The 17172-nt window shown below is 38.2% G+C and carries 24 protein-coding genes; 15 read left to right on the top strand and 9 right to left on the bottom strand.

Features of this window, described 5'->3' with window-relative positions; all coding sequences use genetic code 11:
* Positions 1-176 precede the first annotated feature (176 nt).
* The 3 genes from repM (at position 177) to F975_RS15245 (ending at position 2251) form a co-directional block, all read left to right on the top strand.
* Positions 177-1112, top strand: coding sequence for a replication initiation protein RepM (repM, locus tag F975_RS15255; RefSeq protein ID WP_034426449.1), 936 nt, complete (start codon positions 177-179; stop codon positions 1110-1112).
* A gap of 141 nt (positions 1113-1253) precedes the next feature.
* On the top strand, positions 1254-1871 hold the full coding sequence (locus F975_RS15250) for an AAA family ATPase (RefSeq protein WP_004755268.1): 618 nt from the start codon (positions 1254-1256) through the stop codon (positions 1869-1871).
* Positions 1872-1873: 2 nt separating this feature from the next.
* Complete coding sequence (locus tag F975_RS15245; RefSeq protein ID WP_004755266.1) at positions 1874-2251, top strand: hypothetical protein; 378 nt, start codon at positions 1874-1876, stop codon at positions 2249-2251.
* A 78-nt stretch (positions 2252-2329) separates the two neighbouring features.
* Here the strand turns inward: F975_RS15245 and F975_RS15240 are convergent, their stop codons facing one another.
* Together F975_RS15240 and F975_RS15235 are read right to left on the bottom strand one after the other, a co-directional pair.
* Positions 2330-2776, bottom strand: coding sequence for a hypothetical protein (locus tag F975_RS15240; protein WP_004755263.1), 447 nt, complete (start codon positions 2774-2776; stop codon positions 2330-2332).
* 11 nt (positions 2777-2787) lie between these two features.
* Positions 2788-3255 carry a hypothetical protein gene (locus F975_RS15235; protein WP_004755261.1) on the bottom strand — a complete coding sequence of 156 codons (468 nt, stop codon included), beginning with the start codon at positions 3253-3255 and terminating at the stop codon, positions 2788-2790.
* 590 nt (positions 3256-3845) lie between these two features.
* Between F975_RS15235 and F975_RS15230 the strand changes: the two genes are divergently transcribed.
* Entirely contained in the window at positions 3846-4850 is a 1005-nt protein-coding gene (locus tag F975_RS15230) for a hypothetical protein (protein WP_004755260.1), read from the top strand.
* Positions 4851-4880: 30 nt separating this feature from the next.
* On the opposite strand, the gene F975_RS16210 is transcribed toward F975_RS15230, so the two are convergent.
* From F975_RS16210 to F975_RS15345, 3 genes are all read right to left on the bottom strand, one after another.
* Positions 4881-5015 carry a transposase family protein gene (locus tag F975_RS16210; protein WP_171063195.1) on the bottom strand — a complete coding sequence of 45 codons (135 nt, stop codon included), beginning with the start codon at positions 5013-5015 and terminating at the stop codon, positions 4881-4883.
* A 51-nt stretch (positions 5016-5066) separates the two neighbouring features.
* Entirely contained in the window at positions 5067-5408 is a 342-nt protein-coding gene (locus tag F975_RS15225) for a hypothetical protein (RefSeq protein ID WP_004755257.1), read from the bottom strand.
* 184 nt (positions 5409-5592) lie between these two features.
* Positions 5593-6594, bottom strand: a complete 1002-nt coding sequence (locus F975_RS15345; RefSeq protein ID WP_004755256.1) for a helix-turn-helix domain-containing protein — start codon at positions 6592-6594, stop codon at positions 5593-5595.
* Positions 6595-6702: 108 nt separating this feature from the next.
* On the opposite strand from F975_RS15345, the gene F975_RS15215 reads away from it, so the two are divergent.
* From F975_RS15215 to F975_RS15205, 3 genes are read left to right on the top strand one after another with little or no spacing between them, the layout of a single operon-like run.
* Positions 6703-6891 (top strand): Cro/CI family transcriptional regulator, encoded by a 189-nt coding sequence (locus F975_RS15215; protein WP_004755253.1) that lies wholly within the window; start codon positions 6703-6705, stop codon positions 6889-6891.
* 7 nt (positions 6892-6898) lie between these two features.
* Positions 6899-7825 carry a helix-turn-helix domain-containing protein gene (locus F975_RS15210; RefSeq protein ID WP_004755251.1) on the top strand — a complete coding sequence of 309 codons (927 nt, stop codon included), beginning with the start codon at positions 6899-6901 and terminating at the stop codon, positions 7823-7825.
* Positions 7826-7876: 51 nt separating this feature from the next.
* Positions 7877-8107, top strand: a complete 231-nt coding sequence (locus F975_RS15205) for an ogr/Delta-like zinc finger family protein (protein ID WP_004755249.1) — start codon at positions 7877-7879, stop codon at positions 8105-8107.
* A 260-nt stretch (positions 8108-8367) separates the two neighbouring features.
* Here F975_RS15205 and F975_RS15200 read toward each other — a convergent pair whose 3' ends face one another.
* Entirely contained in the window at positions 8368-8775 is a 408-nt protein-coding gene (locus F975_RS15200; RefSeq protein WP_004755247.1) for a type II toxin-antitoxin system HicB family antitoxin, read from the bottom strand.
* Positions 8776-8824: 49 nt separating this feature from the next.
* Positions 8825-9007 (bottom strand): type II toxin-antitoxin system HicA family toxin, encoded by a 183-nt coding sequence (locus tag F975_RS15195; RefSeq protein ID WP_004755245.1) that lies wholly within the window; start codon positions 9005-9007, stop codon positions 8825-8827.
* 362 nt (positions 9008-9369) lie between these two features.
* Here F975_RS15195 and F975_RS15190 point away from each other — a divergent pair, with 362 nt between their 5' ends.
* Positions 9370-9786 (top strand): hypothetical protein, encoded by a 417-nt coding sequence (locus tag F975_RS15190; RefSeq protein WP_004755242.1) that lies wholly within the window; start codon positions 9370-9372, stop codon positions 9784-9786.
* A gap of 161 nt (positions 9787-9947) precedes the next feature.
* Positions 9948-10349, top strand: coding sequence for a hypothetical protein (locus F975_RS15185; RefSeq protein ID WP_004755240.1), 402 nt, complete (start codon positions 9948-9950; stop codon positions 10347-10349).
* Positions 10350-10394: 45 nt separating this feature from the next.
* Here the strand turns inward: F975_RS15185 and F975_RS15180 are convergent, their stop codons facing one another.
* On the bottom strand, positions 10395-11462 hold the full coding sequence (locus F975_RS15180; protein WP_004755238.1) for a phage portal protein: 1068 nt from the start codon (positions 11460-11462) through the stop codon (positions 10395-10397).
* Positions 11459-13231: a terminase large subunit domain-containing protein gene (locus F975_RS15175; protein WP_004755235.1), complete on the bottom strand. Its 1773-nt coding sequence runs from the start codon at positions 13229-13231 to the stop codon at positions 11459-11461. Before F975_RS15175 ends, F975_RS15180 begins: the two co-directional genes overlap by 4 nt.
* A gap of 171 nt (positions 13232-13402) precedes the next feature.
* Between F975_RS15175 and F975_RS15170 the strand changes: the two genes are divergently transcribed.
* From F975_RS15170 to F975_RS15145, 6 genes are all read left to right on the top strand, one after another.
* Positions 13403-14212 (top strand): GPO family capsid scaffolding protein, encoded by an 810-nt coding sequence (locus tag F975_RS15170; protein ID WP_004755233.1) that lies wholly within the window; start codon positions 13403-13405, stop codon positions 14210-14212.
* Between the two features lie 32 nt (positions 14213-14244).
* The gene (locus tag F975_RS15165) at positions 14245-15249 is read left to right on the top strand and encodes a phage major capsid protein, P2 family (protein ID WP_004755232.1); all 1005 of its coding nucleotides are present in this window, start codon (positions 14245-14247) and stop codon (positions 15247-15249) included.
* Between the two features lie 12 nt (positions 15250-15261).
* Positions 15262-16005 (top strand): phage terminase small subunit, encoded by a 744-nt coding sequence (gene gpM / locus F975_RS15160; protein ID WP_004755229.1) that lies wholly within the window; start codon positions 15262-15264, stop codon positions 16003-16005.
* A gap of 108 nt (positions 16006-16113) precedes the next feature.
* Positions 16114-16566, top strand: coding sequence for a head completion/stabilization protein (locus tag F975_RS15155; RefSeq protein ID WP_004755227.1), 453 nt, complete (start codon positions 16114-16116; stop codon positions 16564-16566).
* Positions 16563-16775 (top strand): tail protein X, encoded by a 213-nt coding sequence (locus F975_RS15150; protein ID WP_004755225.1) that lies wholly within the window; start codon positions 16563-16565, stop codon positions 16773-16775. The genes F975_RS15155 and F975_RS15150 overlap by 4 nt, the downstream gene beginning before the upstream one ends.
* A 2-nt stretch (positions 16776-16777) precedes the next feature.
* Positions 16778-17170 carry a putative holin gene (locus F975_RS15145; protein ID WP_004755223.1) on the top strand — a complete coding sequence of 131 codons (393 nt, stop codon included), beginning with the start codon at positions 16778-16780 and terminating at the stop codon, positions 17168-17170.
* Positions 17171-17172: the final 2 nt, after the last annotated feature.

Raw genomic sequence — 17172 nt, 5'->3', positions numbered from 1 at the left:
AAGGCTTATATGGCAATGCTTTCAAGCCCTATATCACTATAAATTCCTTGTCATATCACTATAAATTCCTTGTCATATCACTATAAATTCCTTGTCATATCACTATAAATTCCTTGCTTTTAACTACATTAAAGTATGATATAGTTGAAACTATGTTGAATATGAACAATAGTGACATGAAAAACGAACTCGTAGTTAAAGATAATGCGTTAATCAATGCGAGCTATAACTTAGAATTAACAGAACAACGTCTTATTTTACTTGCAATTGTTAGTGCTCGGGAAAATGGGCAAGGTATTACCTCTGAAACAGTGATTCGTATCAATGCTCGGGATTATGCGCAGCGTTTTGGCATTACCAACGAAACTGCCTATGAAGCGCTGAAAAATGCCAATAACACATTATTTGAACGAAAATTTTCATATCGAGAGTACCGCTCAGATGAAAACAAGGAATTTATAGTTAAATCACGCTGGATCTCTAAAATTGCATACGCAGACAATCATGGTGTGATTGAACTTACCTTTGCTCCAGATGTTGTACCGCTAATCACGCGATTAGAAAAGCACTTTACCAGCTATCAACTTAAGCAGGTGTCACAGCTCACCAGTAAGTATGCGATCCGACTTTATGAAATTCTCATATCATGGCGTGAGGTTGGCAAGACCCCTGTTGTGACTATTGAGGATTTTCGTGAAAAGATCGGCTTGGATGACAGCGAATATCAACGTATGGATAACCTAAAGCGGATTGTTATTGAACCTGCGATCAAGCAAATTAATCTATACACTGATATTCAGGTTGAATATGAGCAGTTTAAAACTGGCCGAACAATTACAGGGTTTCAGTTTAAGTTTAAAGCCAAGCCGATTAAGGACGTGATTGATGATAAAGATCAAGACACCCCAGACCTATTTAGTGGTCTAACAGAAAAACAGATTCGATTGTTTGCCAATAAGCTTGCCTATGATGATGAGTTTGCGACCAAACATGCTGAAGTTGGGGAAAGTTATGGTGACTTGGAAATAAGATTAATTACAAAATTAAATGATATTGATTTTCAGATTAAACATATGAATGACTTAAAAAGAGTTGGATTTAATATTAAATAAAACAATAACTTATTATTAAATATACAACTATTGAACATGTTTAATAGTTAATTTTTAGTTTTTTTATAATTGTTTAAAACATCTTTTAAAAAACTAAAATTCATCTATAATAATTTTATAAAAAAACTACTTGGAGTAGGTATGGCACTTATTATTACTGTGGCAAATCGTAAAGGTGGCGTGGGTAAAACCACGATTGCGACAAATATTGCTGTAGCTTTAATGAATAAAGGTAAGACGCTTCTGGTGGATGCGGATGAGCAGAGATCTGCTTATAAGTGGAATGATTTTCGTGAGAGCAAATTGGACTCGATAGCAGTTCATGAGAACTTACTTGATACCCTAGAAAAGAAAGTCGAAGACTATGATTTTATCTTGATTGATATTGCTGGGCGGGACTCGGAAGTTTTTCGTGAAGCATTATTGGTAACAGATAAGTTGGTTGTACCGACTCAGGCAAGTTTATTGGATCTGGAAGTGATTCCTTATTTGGAAGACAAGATTCAAAAGGTCAAAACAGATAATCCAACACTCGAAGCATACATTGTCATCAACAAAGCGCCAACCAATCCGAAAAGTAGTGAGATTGAACAAGCCAAAGCTTACCTTGCTGACTATCCAAACTTTAAACTTTTGCAAACTGTGATTAAGGATCGTAAGCAATTCCGTGATGCGATTGTGGAAGCGAAATCTGTATCTGAAATGAGCAGCAGTAAAGCAAAAGATGAGTTTAATGAATTTTTGATTGAGGTACTTTAATTATGGCTGACTTGGATAGATTTAAACGTGCCCGAGAGAAAACAGCTTTTATTGAAGATGCAAACTCGGATGTAAAAGCTCCAGAGTCTAAGACCAAGAAAATCACCACCCGAAATAAGAGTGAGGTTGAGCTAGAGCCAAACACTTTAAGCAATCGTGAGCGTTCACGCACGAAGCAAGGTCGTAATATTACCGTACCACTTTTCCCTGAAGAGCTAAAAGCAATTGAGGCTGCCGTTTCAAAGCTTTCTGAGCTTGGTGACACATCAATCAATGCTTTTATTCGTGAAACAATTTTAGCAAAGTGTGAAAAAATTGTTGGTAAAGATGAATATAAATCAATAGTTTCTGAAAAATTTAATGTTGTAAAAAACAAGTAGTACACTTGTTTTTTACTTGTTTAATACATGTACTTTTGTTTTATTTTAAATTTAAAGTAGTGTTATCCATTCTAAAAGTTAGAAGAGAAAAGATCTAATTTTTAATAGTAAATACCCAGAAATTGCACCAACAACAAGCCCAAATAAAGCAATATATAAATAAGAAAAGCTAAAATGAAAACTTCGATCGAAAATTAGATTAAAAACAAGAATGCCTAGCCCAGACAATCCACCCAACATGCTGCTTGTTAGGATAATATTTTTGGTTTTTTTCATCTTTGGTAAAACAGATAGGTTCATAATTAAACTATAAAGAATAGATTGAATCCCAGAAAAAAATACAGACCCCAATAAAAGCAAGGAGAAGGTTCTTGCATAAAAAACACTATCTGGATTAATTAAGAAATTTTCATAATGCTGTAGAAAGATCCAAATAGAAGAGCTAAATAATAATAAGAGTGCGGATAAAACTAATGGAATAAAAATCCCAATCACAATACACAAAAAAGTTTTTGCTAATTTCATAAATTTTCCCATTATGGAGCTTTTCTGTTTAAAATTTTTAATAGACTCAATTGGTCATCGACGTATTCAATATCTTCAATCAACAGGCACTTAGAGTTTGAGCTGATTTTGAAGTCTAAAAATTTAGGGATATGGTCATATTCAAGTCGGACTGTTACCAGTGTCTTGGCACTTTGTAATATTTTATATTTGTTTTGGTCTGGGTCATCTTGAGCAGCAGTCAAAATATTAAATTCAATATTACAGAGTCCCTGTATTTTTTCTGCGCATTTTTCATCTTTGATAATGAGGTTGGATAGCTTTTTGGAAAAGAATTGATTGAGTAGTGCAGGGCTTGCATCTTGTGTTGTATTGGATCCATCCACAGGAAAGGTTTTGTACAGGTCTTTTATTAGAGCATCGGACTTTGTGTAGCATGTGTTGGCTGAAGCGATGGTAGGCACGAAAAGTAAGGCAGTGAGTAAGTTTTTAAAGTTCATGATGATTGTTTTTTTGTTGAGTTGGTTTGATTAAGTGGTGTATTGAATATCGAGAGTGGGGAAATGGCAAGCTCATTAGATGAGATAGAATAAAATAAATTTTTAAAAACAATTAAAATACATGTTTGATACATGTATTTTAATTGTAATTTATTAAGTTATGATTATGGATAAAGTTAAGTTTAATGACAAAAATTAAAAATGTTAAAGGTGAATTTTGATTTTACCCAGCATCTTATAAAAATATAAAATCATGTTACTATATGTTTTTGCTTTAATTTATAAAAAAAACATCATGAACAACATCCAACCTAAAAAAGTATCGATACCTCTTGCTATAGGCATCTTTGTTATCTCTCTTATTTTCTCTTGGTTTACCCTGCAAAAAGGCTATAGCAAAACAGCAAAGATTGTTAGTTTTAGCTAGCTAGTTTTAACAATACTATTGTCACTCTTACTCAATTTGGGTAGTGACAGTGTTCCATCCAAGCAGGCAGTAGATTTCGGGTGTGTTAATCAAACATTTAGTTTATTTGCTGAGGTGGAAAAGGCGAGACCAAAAAATTAGTAAATAATAAAAGGAGTCCTTGATGAAAAAATTAATTTACTGGATATTATGTATTATATTTTTAATATGTTTAATTTATATATTTATATCTGCTAAAAATAAGTATTGCTATTCTTATAAGAGTTTAGATTTAACCCAAATGGATTCTTTAAAAGTACAGTATGCAAAAAAACTGATTGTCGATAGGGCTTGGGAGATGTATAGACCTGAGCCAAATTCAGATTATATTACAGATGCTGTTTATTTATCGAAATACGATATTAAAGATATGGGTATGTTAATAGATATGATTAAAAAATCAGATCGCAAAAAATCATTTGTAGAAAATTTTAATGTGATTGCTGGAGTAAAAAATCGTTTAGAGATTTTTGCAGATGGGAAAAATGTTAAATTACCTGAAAATTATAATGGCGTTTCAGATGAAGAATTAAAACAGTATAAACAGACGACCAAACATGTCTATGATATTTTAGATCCTTATATCACACCTAAATCAACAATTATTATAGTGACATATCTTGGATATGGAAGTGCCTATGCAGAAGTTTTTCCTGTATCGTCAATGGTATTTTATAAGGCACAAGATTTTCCTAAGAGAAAGATACGCATTGTGGAAGGTTATTTCAATCGATTTATTTATGCAGATAAAATCAGAAATCCAAAATATATACTTAATCTAAATTATTATGATTTTAGAGAACCTTTATTATGCTGTGATCAATACTCTATTGATGAGAAATTAACAGAAAATATTAAAAATCTATCAGAAAGCGGAAATTTAAATCAAAATGGGGAACGAATGGATTATTTTGATTATAGTGTCAATTTAAACCAATTAAATGGGGCTAATGAGCAAGACAATTCTTTTTTTAGGGATAATTTTCCTAATTATAATCACATTTATAGAAAAGAAGAGGAAATTTCTTTAGCAGGAAAGTATCGGTCAATTATTGAGATGCAACATGATGTAGGTATAAGTCTTCCAATTGAATTTGGAATCAAAGTCAATGCATGTAACTTTAAATAACAGTAAATAAGAGGAATAAATAGACCTCTTTCATAAATTAAACAGTTTAGTCTGAATCAGACAATCTTCAACATGACGTACAATTCGAGATGCTATCGGCTCTGAAACGCCATAACTTGTAGCAACGTGAAATAAGGTGAGATATTCACGCCAATACAGGTGCAAAATTCCGAGTTTGCTAATTCCTAATAAAAAAGCAGGTCATTCCTGCTTTTTTTACGCCCCCTCCAAAACATTCACCACCTGCTCATAGTCTTCCCGATCTAAAGCATAATCATCGACAGGCTTGCCGTTTAAGTCTGTTACTTCTACATGATGGACATATTGCACAAAAAGCTCACCGTTTTTTAGCTGACCTTCAAATTTCAGATACAGCAAATGATTGTCACCAGTAGCAAGAACTGCCTCATGAGCAGCAATATTCATTTTTTGAATAGAAAATTGTGTTGCGTGAGTATCTGATTGAATTTCTACTGGAGGCTTAAAGACATAAGCAGTAGTTAAACCAACAAAAGAAATGAATAACCATAATTTACTGATCTTAGTTTTGAAAGGCATGAAATTTTCTTTAGATAACCAATAAATTACCTAATAGTAACTTTTTTGGTTAATGTTTATCGATATTTTTTAACCTAAAATATCTTGTTTTGGTTAATTTATTTAAGTGTTTTTTTACAAAAAAATCGCCTTTTTTAGCTGGTAAAGTCAAGAATTAACCATGACTTTACCAAAAAATGAAATTTTAGAACGGAATTGGATAATCTACATGAAAAACTTGCCCTAAAATCTGAAAACTTTCTGTTTCCATATCTGATTTATTGAGAATAATATCTGGGTAAAGTGTCTTATCAGGATTTGCACTGACAATACGAATGCTGTCGTTAGGCATCTTAAAAAGGTGCTTAATAGACAGTAATCCACCTCTACAAATTGCATATATTGAGCCATCTCGCCCAATTGTATTTCTTGAAGTATCTAAAAAAACCCTTGCTCCATGTGGGATTGCGGGCAACATTGAATCACCATCTGTAGGTAAAACCTTTACATTACTTGGGTTTATATATCTATCTACGAGTTTGCTTTTATCAATCGTTATCATCTCAACATCTTGAACATTATCATTGTTAAAGTAACCTAAACCACAAGATGCTCTAGCATCTGTGTAGAAAGGTACTTTAACAAAATTTTGTTGACTGTTTAGGTTATTTTTATCAAAAATATTTCCCTCATTAGATTTTGATTGGATGTAATCAAGGTCAATATCTAGCTCAATAGGCTCAATTTTAAAATATTCACATATTCGTTTAGCTACTTCGTTACCAATCGATTTTTTTGGATTTTTACCTAAATATGCACTAAGTAATGGTGCTTTCATATTTAAAGCATCAGCTAATTGTCTTTGGTTCAAGCCATTACTTTTTAATAATTTTAATGTGTTATTTCTTCTTGATAGTGCAATAGGGCTTAATTCTGTACTTATATTTGCATTAAGTGAAATATGGCTATACTCAATATCATTTTTATTATTTGATTCAAAATCAATATCTTTTCCTTTTATGATCCAATCAGGTGTTGTTTGTAATGCTGTTGCTAAGAGAGGGAGAGCTGTACTGCTAGGAGTATTAGTCCCTGAAATCCACTTAGAAATAGTTCCTTTGCTTAATCCAGTTAAATTAATTAAATCTACCTGTCGCAAATTAAGCTCTTTCATTCTCTGAATAATTCGATCTCTAACTTCATACATGACATTTATTCCATGGGTTAATGTTTCCAATAGTAAACAAAAAAATTGAAGTTTTGGTAAACTTGTGGTTTACTTATTTTGGTAAACTTTTGGGTTATTGAGGTAAACATGACGGTGGATGAACTAAAGAAATATTACAAAGTTAACCGTGATTCTGATTTAGCAAGAATCTTAGAAAAAACACGGGGAGCAATCAGTAAATGGCGTTCAAAAGGTATTCCAGAAAACACCCAAGCTATTTTGCAAATTAGAACAAACGGGAAAGTTAAAGCGGATTTGAGCTTTAAAAGTAAGTAGGTAAAGAATGAGCTTAGACGCAACTTTATGGGCTTGGAAAGCCCCTGTAAACACAGCACCCCAACGCCTCGTTTTATTGTCACTGGCAGATCGGGCAGGGGAAGATCACACCTGTTTTCCAAGTTATGAACGATTGGTTCAAGATACGCTATTGAATAGAAAAACGGTTGTTAAAGTAGTCAGTGAGCTGATTGAACTCGGTCTTATTCGAGATACAGGTGAACGTAAAGGAGCAACCAAACAAGTCAAAGTTTATAAACTTTTAAATGTCGTTGGGCGTGAAGAAAGCACACCTAAATTGAAACAGTCCCAAAAACGGAACAGTACCGAAATTGGTACTTTGAACAGTCCCAAAAACGGTACTCTGAACAGTCCCAAATTTGGGACGCAGAATCTATCAAGTAACCTCCCAATAGAATCTAAAAATAAAAATAGCTGGCTTTCGCTAAAAATTTTGAAAAAAGAATTGGAGTTGGCAACAGATTCAGAAACCATCGAGCACATCAAAACTGCCAAGTGGTTTGAACGGGAACTTAGTGCATTTGAAAACTTCAATGCCGACAAAAAACACAACCCTGCGGTCATGCACTACCTGTTTGCCGACTGGTTACTTCGCAACATGAGCAAGTACCAACCGCAAACCGAAAAACCACAAGCAGGCAAATCCAGCAACAAAGCAACAGGCTTGTCTGAAAAACAAATTCAGGCATTTGCCAAAAAACTCTCACTGCTCCCTGAAATCGCAACCAAATACGCACAAGGCACAGAAACCTACGACCAACTTGCCATCAGATTGGCTCAAAAACTACAAAACCCAAGCGAAGCCAAAAAATTAGAGCCATATTTGCATCAGGTTGGCTTCTCAGGCGTTTTAAACGAGGTTGCTGCACGACTTGTACCAAAAAAGAAAAAACATGCTGTATGCGCCAAATAACGCGTATTTATGCGAACCCATACAATCACTGAATTAAAAAAGAGGAAAATCATGACTCGATGCTTATTTAAATGCCCACACTGTGGCTCACGCTTAAAACAAACCAATAGCCGCCAAGAACATGATTTATTTCGCGTGGCATATTTCTACTGCGAAAACGTATTTTGCGGTTTTACAGCACGCGGTGAATTTGCCATTACCCACGAAGTTTCACCATCGGCAATTCCAAACCCCGAAGTTAACCTGAAAAACTTACGCAATTCGGGCATTCCCAACCCTTAAAACTCCAGTTTTTCAAAAATGTATGTTTTGCAGTGAAATGCAGTATTCAAAAAACCTAAAAAGAGGACGTGAAACCTTTGAGAACATCAGCTTTAGAGCGCAATCCTATGGTGCAGCTTGGATGCAGTAAAACAGAGCCATTTAAACGAACCGCAGGTGGGTGGGCAACTGCGCGGCGCTAGGTTAGGCTGGTCTATTTGAGAATTTTGAGCGAAAAAAAGCCCCATCAAGTGATGAGGCAGTTTCGATCAATAGATGGTTTAATGTGTGCGTAACAGATTCTCTGCACCTTCTGCCAAGAACGCAGAACGAGATGCAAATCGTGGGTCATGTTTCAGACGTTCATCAATCAGCTGAATTAAACGACTTGGTAAAGTCACATTGATTTTTTTGGCTTTACCCAAGTAGCGGCTGACATCGACATCTACAATTGCCCAGATCAACCCTTTGTAATCTTCGGCATTCATAAAACGGTCAATGCTTGAGGCTAAAGGGATCTCCTCGCCATCTTCCGCCAAGATCTCTAAGTGGCCTGCAATCGCTTGCTTCACATTTTCCAAGGCTTCCTCAAAGGTATCGCCTGCGGAAAAGCAGCCTGCAATATCAGGAACTTGAACACCAAAGGCTTCGGTATCTGACCCTTTCTCAATCGCAACGGGATATAACATTTTTAATTACCTCATTGTCTAAGGCTTAAAAAGTCGATTTTGTAGCAGATCATGCCAGACCTGCTTGTTTCAAAATGCTTTTTACAGTGCCTGCTGGTAAGTCTTTTTTGGGGTGAGGTACAGTCACCAACCCCTTTTTTGTGGGGTGTTTAAAGTGATGATGGCTGCCTGTAACCCTGACTTCATACCAACCGTCTGCTTCAATCATTTTGATTAAATCCAGACTTTTCATATTCCTTTCTCTAGATTCGATGATGAATTATAACCCTAGAGTTATAAGTGTACAATAACTCTGGGGTTATAAATTTCGTAAAGGGATTTGACTCAATAAAAAAGCCCCATTGGAAATGAGGCTTTCCGTTGTTACTAATTACAATTTATGAAATGGTGGATATTCAAGGATTGAACCAAAGGTTGACTATGAAGTGCCTGTATGTCGCTTGAATTGAGTTTTAGGAAGCTTGTAAAAGTCGAGATATTTCATGGGTCGATTATGCTTGAAAAGCATTAATCTTGCAGTTAGATTCCATATCAAATTTGAATGTTTTTGACTTATAAAAGACGTCTATCTAATATAGAAAAATGAGCTAAATTATGGGTTTTGTTTTTGAAGAAATAACTGATTTAAATAAAGAAATATATCCTGAGTTAAATGGAAAATTTCCCAAAGAATGGTGTATTGATAGGGAGCGCAATATTGCTATATGGGGTGGATTGGCTGCTGGGCACTGGATGCCAATTTCTGAAGGAAATTATCATTGGAAATTTTATTTGGATATCAATCATGAGTTATTTGAGTTTATTTTAGAACCTGAGGAAGGCTCTAAAAATATAAAAGAAAAACCTTATATTATAAAATGGGATAAGTTAATTTCATGTGACATTGATGAAAGAAGTTCACTTGAAAAAGATGAAGTCATTAGGTATTTGAAGGAAGCACTGAGTGCATGGGGTGCAGGGCGTTTAGCCAATAAACATATAATAGAATTTGTTGTTAAATTTAATTTTTAAAGACAGAAAAATATTATGGGATTTATCTATACAACATTTTGAATTTTATAGTCCTTAAACCGAATGATTTCTTCACCCGAACATTCATTTACCTGTATTGTAAAATACTGAATTATAATAATTTATTTGGTTAAAGCTTTACACCGAATCAAGGTACAAAAATGAGTTTTGAAGTTGAATGGTTAGATGAACAAGCAAGAATGATCAACCATGTAAATGTGACACATTGGCTGATTGATAAGCAAAGAGACATCCAGTTTTGGATAAAAGGAAAAGGATGGCAAATACGGGTTGATGGAGATTACTCAGAAAGTATTATGCTGAGGATTAAAGGACAGCAGTTTAGGTTTGAATTATTACCAGATGCTAATTTTCGACATTATATGGATAGTGAAATACATCACTATAAATGGGAAAAGCTCTTGAGCTATACGCCACAAGGTCTACATGGTTATGCTTATAGTGAATTAGTTTCTATTATAAAAGAGGCACTTATAGTTGAAGGTGGTGGTGTCTTAGATAATAAGGATTATCCAAATTACGTGGTCGAGTTCAATTTTTAGAACGATGCTGATTGAATCAAAGGCCCATCAAATGATGGGCTTTTTCTATGCAACATTTTGAATTTTATAGTCCTTAAACCGAATGATTTCTTCACCCGCCCATTCATTCAGTTGCATCATACGCGATTGAATCGGCACGATTTCATTTTGGTAAAATACTTCAGCCGCATCCTTGATTGAGCCGAAACCACCAGTATTGGTGGGGACGATGCCCATCAGTTGTGGTGGAATACGTAGTGCCGCCAAAATATCATCATGGGTAATGGATTTAATATTGGCAAAGTCATCCTTTGCCGCAATTTCCGATACAGGAATAATCTGAATTCCATCCTTTTTACCATTAGGTGCATAGTAAAACAGGTTGCGGAAGTTCCCTGGTCCCTTACTGTCTTTTAGTGCTGTTCTGAGTTTTTCAATATCGTTGGGATCGCTGGCAGCATCATTCACATACATAATAAAACCCGCATGTGAACCGTTGTTATAGTATTTACGACGGAACAGGGTAGCTGATTCATTCAGCCATGCGCTTTGTAAGGTGGCAAGGTATTCAGGCGCACCATAAATTTCCTGATCAATATCGGTTTCGCGGATCTGACAAATCGACCCTTGTTGAAACAACCATTCTTCATTGCCCAAATAGCTATTGTTCAGCATGTAATACTGATTATTTTCCCCAACCCGCACATATTTGGCTAAAACAGGCTGAAAAAGAAGGGTTCTGTTTAAACGAGAATTCACTCGTTCAAGGTAAGCATTGCCACACCAAATAAAGTCCAGTGAAATCTGTTCAAAGGCTTTACGAGATAAAAGTGGGTGCGGTGTAAATAAATTGGCTAAAAAATTGCGTTTGAACACAATACCACTGCTTAAATAAGGTGTTGCCCGATAAGATTTAGATAAACCTGCCAAGCTAAACTGCGGTTCAAACCATCGGCCATTGAACCAACATTCCAAATAATCTGATAGCTCATTGCCATTTAACACAGGTACAGGGTCGCCAAAGGTAAAAGCTTCTGTCCGTGACGGGGCTTGTGGCATGGTAGATTGTACCGAGTCAGGTAATTGCTGAAATGCCGAGTTCATCAGCTTTTTGGCAATGGTTAAGGGATTCATTGGTAAATCTCCATAATTGATTGATTCATTGTGGTTTGTCCCTCAAGTGGTTCATTGTGAATGGCGTGCATCAGCGCCCAAGCCAGATCCGCGTGTCCAATTTCTTCGGAACGTCCTGCGGTAAAGGTCATTTGGCGCTGGCTGGCAGTCAGGGTCTTTTTAATGCTCATTAGGGATTGTGTCAGGTCTGTCCAGCCTGCATCGAACTCCAGCCGCCCATGTCGAATCACATCCATTGTTTTCATGACAAGGCGGGTTTTGACCTCTGGGGAATAACTAAACTGGGTCAGGTTTGGAAAGAATTGTTTAACCAGCTGAGCCACACCCGTACCCATGCCTGTAATATCAATCCCGATATAAGTCACCACATAACGCAAGGTGATTTGTCGAATAAATTCAGCTTGTTGGGCAAAGTCATCTCCTTTGAGTTGATGACGTTCTAGTACCCTAAACTTGCCACCCAAAACCGTTGGCGGGGCAACGACCACCAAGCCTGCACTATCTCCATTTAAAGCAGGGTCGTAGCCTACCCAGACAGGGCGGTTTGCATACGGGCGAATATGAAAAGGTTTATAAAAATCAGCCCAAACTTCCCATGAATCCACCATGCAGGGCTGGAGCATTTCAAGCGGGAAAACCGATGCGCCATCATCAATAAACTGACACATCAACAGATTTTCAAATTCCTCTGGTGAATATTCAAAGCGCAAATCATCAATATCAAATAGGTCACAACCACCCGCTTCAGCATCCAAAATGGTGACAATCTGCCGCCACATTTTGTCTTCGCATAAGCGCCCGTTTTTTAGGGCATTATGAGAAACATCAATTTTGATTTTGTGCTCTTGGGATTTGCGTTTGTTGAAGCGTTCACCTGTCCAAAAGTCATAGGCTTGGTGGGTGATGGTCGATGGGGTAGAAAAGTAAGTTTTTCGCCATTTCTTGTGTAATGCCATTGCCGAAGCAACTTTATTGAGTTCATTAAAACCGTATGTCCAGAAGAACTCATCGAAATAAAAGTCCCCATGATGCCCCTGTGCGGTTCGGGCATTGGTTCCTAAAAAAGTCATGCTTGCACCATTGGGTAACAGGATTGGATCGCCTGTCAGTTCTACATCACAGGCTTCAGCAGCAAAACCTTTAATATAGTCTTTAAAAATATGGGCTTGGGCTTTGGATGCTGACAGGAAAATTTTGTTATGACCTGTTTTTAAAGCATCAACCAAGGCCTCACGGGCAAAGTACCATGTTGCGCCAATCTGACGGCTTTTTAGAATGGTTCGGGTGCGCTGATCTGATGCTTTGTACCACTGGTATTGATAGTCAAACAGGCTTTCTTCAAAGCTGGTAATCAGTTGCTCGACTTCCGCTTCAGTAAACTCGTTTTGTTTTTTCTTGCGAGGGGCTTCATGCCGTTTACGAATATTTGGATTAAGATCCGCTTCACCACCCCCATCCCGATATTTTTCAATACGGGCAAAGCGTTCATACTGGCGCATTAACAAATCAATTTCTTTGGCATCACCACTGGTCTTTTTATTCTTAAGAATCAGGGTCATCAGTTTGACAACCAAAGCTTCCTCAATCCGATTTTCAGGCTTTTCCTTGTCCCATTCCTCACGGGTTTTCCATGCCTGAACAGTCCGCTCTTTTTCATCCATTGCTTGGGCAATATCGACAATTTTCCAGCCCAACCAGTACAAAAACTTGGCTTTGAGCTTGTTGTCGAGAATGAGTGCGAGGTTTGCAATCGGTGATAAATCGTTCATGTCCAAGGGATAGTTGCATTTTGAGTGCAACATTGGCAGCCCAATGGCTTTTTATCAGCATGTTTGAGTTCTTAAACGGAGTTTAAAAACTTTTCTCGGTTGCGACATTGCGGCTGTATTGCCCATTCTGCACCTATTGAAAAATTGCCCTCTTTCAACAGGTACAACCGTATGAGTACGCAACAAAAAAAATTGAAATCGAAATGGTTTCGAGTCGCTGTCGCTGGGGACACCACCGATGGTCGTGAAATTTCAGCCGACTGGATTACCCAGATGGCGCAAAGCTATAACCCACAAACCTATGGCGCACGTATCAATGTCGAGCATTACCGTTCAGCCATGCCGAACAGCATGTTCGGGGCGTATGGCGATGTTTTGGCGCTAAAAACTGAAAAAGTCACCATCAACGGTGAAGAAAAAGATGCGCTATTTGCTGAGATTCAACCCAATGACAACCTGATTACCCTTAATCAGAACAACCAAAAAATTTATACCTCGATTGAAGTCGATCCAAACTTTGCTAAAACAGGGCAAGCCTATTTGGTCGGTTTAGCGGTAACCGATAGCCCTGCATCACTGGGTACAGAAATGTTGCAGTTTGCTGCAGGCGCTCAGGTCAATCCATTTGCTGATAAAAAACAGCGTCCTGAAAATCTGTTTAGTGCTGCACAGGAAGTGCAGTTTGAGTTTGTGGAAGTCAGTGAAAAACCGTCTTTGATTGACAAGATCAAACAGATGTTTAGCAAGCAAGACCAGCAACATGCCGAAAATTTCTCTCAAAACGAAACTGCAATTTTAGAAATTGCAGGGCAGACCGCAGCACAAGGTCAGGAAGTGGATGCGTTAAAAGACAAATTTAGCGCACTTGAAACAGAATTTAATGAAATGAAAAACCAACTGGATCAAGAACCACAAAACCCACCACGCCCAAAAATTAGCAACAGTCAGTTTAGCCAAGATACCGATGTTGTGGATTGTTAATCCTAAGAATTTCAAAGAATTGAGTAAATACTATGCGTACACTTACCCGTCAAAAATACAACAAGGTCATGGGCGAACTAGCCAAGCTCAATGGCGTTTCTTCGGTAGAAGTTAAATTTACCGTTAGTCCAACCATTCAGCAAAAACTGGAAGATAAAATCCAAGAATCTTCCGAATTCCTAAAACGAATTAACATCTTTGTGGTGCCTGAGCAATCTGGCTCATCCGTAGGTTTAGGCATCACTCGTCCTGTGGCATCTCGTACCAATACTGACAATAAAGAACGTCAGGCAACCGATCCAACGAGCATGGATGAGCGTTTTTACTTCTGTCGTAAAACTGATTTTGATACCGCGATCAAATACGCCAAGTTGGATCAGTGGGCAAAATTCAAAGATTTTTATGCACGTTTCCGTGGTCAGATTGTCAAACGTCAGGCGCTTGACCGCATCATGATTGGCTTTAACGGCACCAGCTTTGCCAGTAATACCGATATTGTTGCTAATCCACTCTTGCAGGACGTCAACAAAGGCTGGCTGCAAAAAATGCGTGAAGAAAACCAAGCGCGTGTTCTTAGCTCAGGTGTAGCCTCAGATAAAATCACAATTGGTGCAGGTGGCGACTTTGAAAACCTCGATGCGCTGGTGATGAGCCTCAGCGACGAAATGATTGATGAAGTACATCAGGATAACCCTGATCTGGTGGTGATCTGTAACCGTAAATTGCAGGCAGACAAATACTTTCCATTGGTCAACAAAAATCAGGACAACAGTGAAAAACTGGCAGCCGATATCATTATTAGCCAGAAACGTATGGGCAACCTCCCTGTCTATGCCGTGCCATTTTTCCCGCAAGATGCCTTGTTGGTGACTACTTTCGATAACTTGTCGATTTATGTGCAAGAAGGCGCGCGTCGTCGCACCGTGATTGATAACCCAAAACGTGACCAGATCGAAAACTATGAATCTTCGAATGAAGACTATTACATTGAAGATTTGGGCTTAGCCGCAATGGCTGAAAAAATCGTGATGGCTTAAGGGAAATAATCTATGAATATTACCCGACGACATTTCCTTAAGCATCAAGCTCAAACCGCAGCCACACAGGCGAGCGAGTTTGGCACGATGCAAAATCTGGGTGCTTATGAGCAACAGTTATTGCAACTGAATAATGATCTAGCACGTTTAAAGCAGATCCAGTCCACCACCAATAAGATCAGTTTAAAGCAGGAGTTAATCCAGCAGCATTTAGCGTATGTGGATGGCATTTTGGCAGCACGTCCTAAAGTTCAGGATCTTGTGGTCACTACCATGTTGGTGTGGTGTATCGATATTGCCAACTACAGCAAAGCCCTTGAAATTGCAGCTTATGTTCTAGAGGGTAACTTGGCATTACCTGACCGCTTTGAACGTACCCCATGTACTTTTGTGACTGAAGAAATTGCCAATGCTTTCTTAAAACAACTACGCACGGAACAAGTGGTCGATATTCAGATTCTGAATCAGTTAGAAAACTTGGTGAATAACGCTGAATTGCCAACCGATGTTCGAGATATGCCTGACGAAGTACGCGCCAAGCTCTATCTAGCACTGGGCAAAGCTAACTTGGCATTGATTACAGATGAATCCGAACAAGATGCTGTCTATGCGGCTCTTGCCAAAAAATACCTTGAGCAAGCTTTGGTGCTAGATGACAAATGCCGAGGTCGTCAGGACTTGACTCAAGCCACAAAACTGGTGGAGCAGTTACAACCTGCTGTTCCAACCTCAACAGATGATGCCGCTGCATCTTAACCCGTGCCACGCACCGCGCTGGCGAACAATGGTCGTGATCTTACGACACAGTAAATCTTCATAGAGCCATTGTTCCCACCAGCGCCCTGATTCATTTAGGGGACAATCATGTCATTTGTGGCAAATGGTCATCTCAGCACGCCCAGCAGCCTTAAAATTTCTAATGGGAATTTTTTCCCTGAGATTGCTTTAGAAGATATTCGTGCCGAAGTGCGTATTGATGGCTCTGTGACGGAAGCTCGTGTCAAACAGGCCGTGCTTGAGGAAATCATCGATGTCAATCGCTTACTGGCCATTCTGGTACAGCCAAACATGCGTTTAGCCGACTTGGCAAGCACGCAACTGGATGGCAAAGCTGATACGGAAATTCTGTATTTTTCCGCAGTGTCGAATGGTGTCGCTGCCAAGATTGCCGAGAAATATAGCAGTTATGACAGCACTAATTCAGGCAATAAACGCGCTGAAGAAGTTCGCAGCAGTATTGATGAATACCGTCGCAATAAACAGTGGGCAATTCAACAGCTCAAAGGTGAAAACCATTCTGTGGTGGAGCTGATATGAGCAAAAGCATCAAGTCTATTCAGAATGACACTATCGATAGTATTTGCTGGCGTTATTACGGACGCAGCACAGGTGTAGTGGAGCAAGTCCTCAGTGCTAATCCTCAATTGGATGAGCTGGGCGTGATTTTACCCATCGGCACCGATGTGCTGCTACCTGATCTTGATTCTCCCCAAAATATCCAACACAGCATCAATTTATGGGATTAACTATGCCAGATCCAACAACAACCGTGGCAATTACCGCAGGTGCAGGGGCAGTTTCCATGCTGCCATTCGTCAACGGTGACGCACTTTTTGGTGCAGTCATTGGCGCAGCTTTTATTGCTTTTTATACTCAAAACGTCAGTTATCAAAAACGCATCATTTCATTTTTATTGTCCACGGCAATTGGTTATTTACTCTCGCCTGAAGTAGTGAACCGTACTTTGATTGATAGCCATGCGACAGGGGCATTTATGGTTTCACTGGTGGCCATCGTCATTTTACAGAAAGTTTTAGCGTGGTTAGAGGGTGCTTCTCTTGCTGATGTTTTGGGCATACTCAGTGGAAAACTGATTGATCTTGCATCCATTTTTTCCAAAAAACCGAAAGGGAAGGACTAAAC

The sequence above is a fragment of the Acinetobacter brisouisimilis genome (assembly GCF_000368265.1).
Classification (GTDB): Bacteria; Pseudomonadota; Gammaproteobacteria; order Pseudomonadales; family Moraxellaceae; genus Acinetobacter.
This window is presented reverse-complemented; position numbering and strand designations above follow the sequence as displayed.

Excerpts from the sequence above, each read along its gene's own strand:
- F975_RS15155 (WP_004755227.1), top strand. The coding sequence starts at position 16,114 with ATGTCATTTGTGGCAAATGGTCATCTCAGCACGCCCAGCAGCCTTAAA.
- F975_RS15200 (WP_004755247.1), bottom strand. The coding sequence starts at position 8,775 with ATGTTATATCCCGTTGCGATTGAGAAAGGGTCAGATACCGAAGCCTTT.
- F975_RS15165 (WP_004755232.1), top strand. The coding sequence starts at position 14,245 with ATGCGTACACTTACCCGTCAAAAATACAACAAGGTCATGGGCGAACTA.
- F975_RS15195 (WP_004755245.1), bottom strand. The coding sequence starts at position 9,007 with ATGAAAAGTCTGGATTTAATCAAAATGATTGAAGCAGACGGTTGGTAT.
- F975_RS15190 (WP_004755242.1), top strand. The coding sequence starts at position 9,370 with ATGGGTTTTGTTTTTGAAGAAATAACTGATTTAAATAAAGAAATATAT.
- F975_RS15185 (WP_004755240.1), top strand. The coding sequence starts at position 9,948 with ATGAGTTTTGAAGTTGAATGGTTAGATGAACAAGCAAGAATGATCAAC.
- F975_RS15345 (WP_004755256.1), bottom strand. The coding sequence starts at position 6,594 with ATGTATGAAGTTAGAGATCGAATTATTCAGAGAATGAAAGAGCTTAAT.
- F975_RS15245 (WP_004755266.1), top strand. The coding sequence starts at position 1,874 with ATGGCTGACTTGGATAGATTTAAACGTGCCCGAGAGAAAACAGCTTTT.
- F975_RS15225 (WP_004755257.1), bottom strand. The coding sequence starts at position 5,408 with ATGCCTTTCAAAACTAAGATCAGTAAATTATGGTTATTCATTTCTTTT.
- F975_RS15240 (WP_004755263.1), bottom strand. The coding sequence starts at position 2,776 with ATGAAATTAGCAAAAACTTTTTTGTGTATTGTGATTGGGATTTTTATT.
- F975_RS15170 (WP_004755233.1), top strand. The coding sequence starts at position 13,403 with ATGAGTACGCAACAAAAAAAATTGAAATCGAAATGGTTTCGAGTCGCT.
- F975_RS15150 (WP_004755225.1), top strand. The coding sequence starts at position 16,563 with ATGAGCAAAAGCATCAAGTCTATTCAGAATGACACTATCGATAGTATT.
- F975_RS15175 (WP_004755235.1), bottom strand. The coding sequence starts at position 13,231 with ATGAACGATTTATCACCGATTGCAAACCTCGCACTCATTCTCGACAAC.
- F975_RS15145 (WP_004755223.1), top strand. The coding sequence starts at position 16,778 with ATGCCAGATCCAACAACAACCGTGGCAATTACCGCAGGTGCAGGGGCA.
- F975_RS15210 (WP_004755251.1), top strand. The coding sequence starts at position 6,899 with ATGAGCTTAGACGCAACTTTATGGGCTTGGAAAGCCCCTGTAAACACA.
- F975_RS15250 (WP_004755268.1), top strand. The coding sequence starts at position 1,254 with ATGGCACTTATTATTACTGTGGCAAATCGTAAAGGTGGCGTGGGTAAA.
- F975_RS15235 (WP_004755261.1), bottom strand. The coding sequence starts at position 3,255 with ATGAACTTTAAAAACTTACTCACTGCCTTACTTTTCGTGCCTACCATC.
- F975_RS15215 (WP_004755253.1), top strand. The coding sequence starts at position 6,703 with ATGACGGTGGATGAACTAAAGAAATATTACAAAGTTAACCGTGATTCT.
- F975_RS15230 (WP_004755260.1), top strand. The coding sequence starts at position 3,846 with ATGAAAAAATTAATTTACTGGATATTATGTATTATATTTTTAATATGT.
- F975_RS15205 (WP_004755249.1), top strand. The coding sequence starts at position 7,877 with ATGACTCGATGCTTATTTAAATGCCCACACTGTGGCTCACGCTTAAAA.
- repM (WP_034426449.1), top strand. The coding sequence starts at position 177 with ATGAAAAACGAACTCGTAGTTAAAGATAATGCGTTAATCAATGCGAGC.
- F975_RS15180 (WP_004755238.1), bottom strand. The coding sequence starts at position 11,462 with ATGAATCCCTTAACCATTGCCAAAAAGCTGATGAACTCGGCATTTCAG.
- gpM (WP_004755229.1), top strand. The coding sequence starts at position 15,262 with ATGAATATTACCCGACGACATTTCCTTAAGCATCAAGCTCAAACCGCA.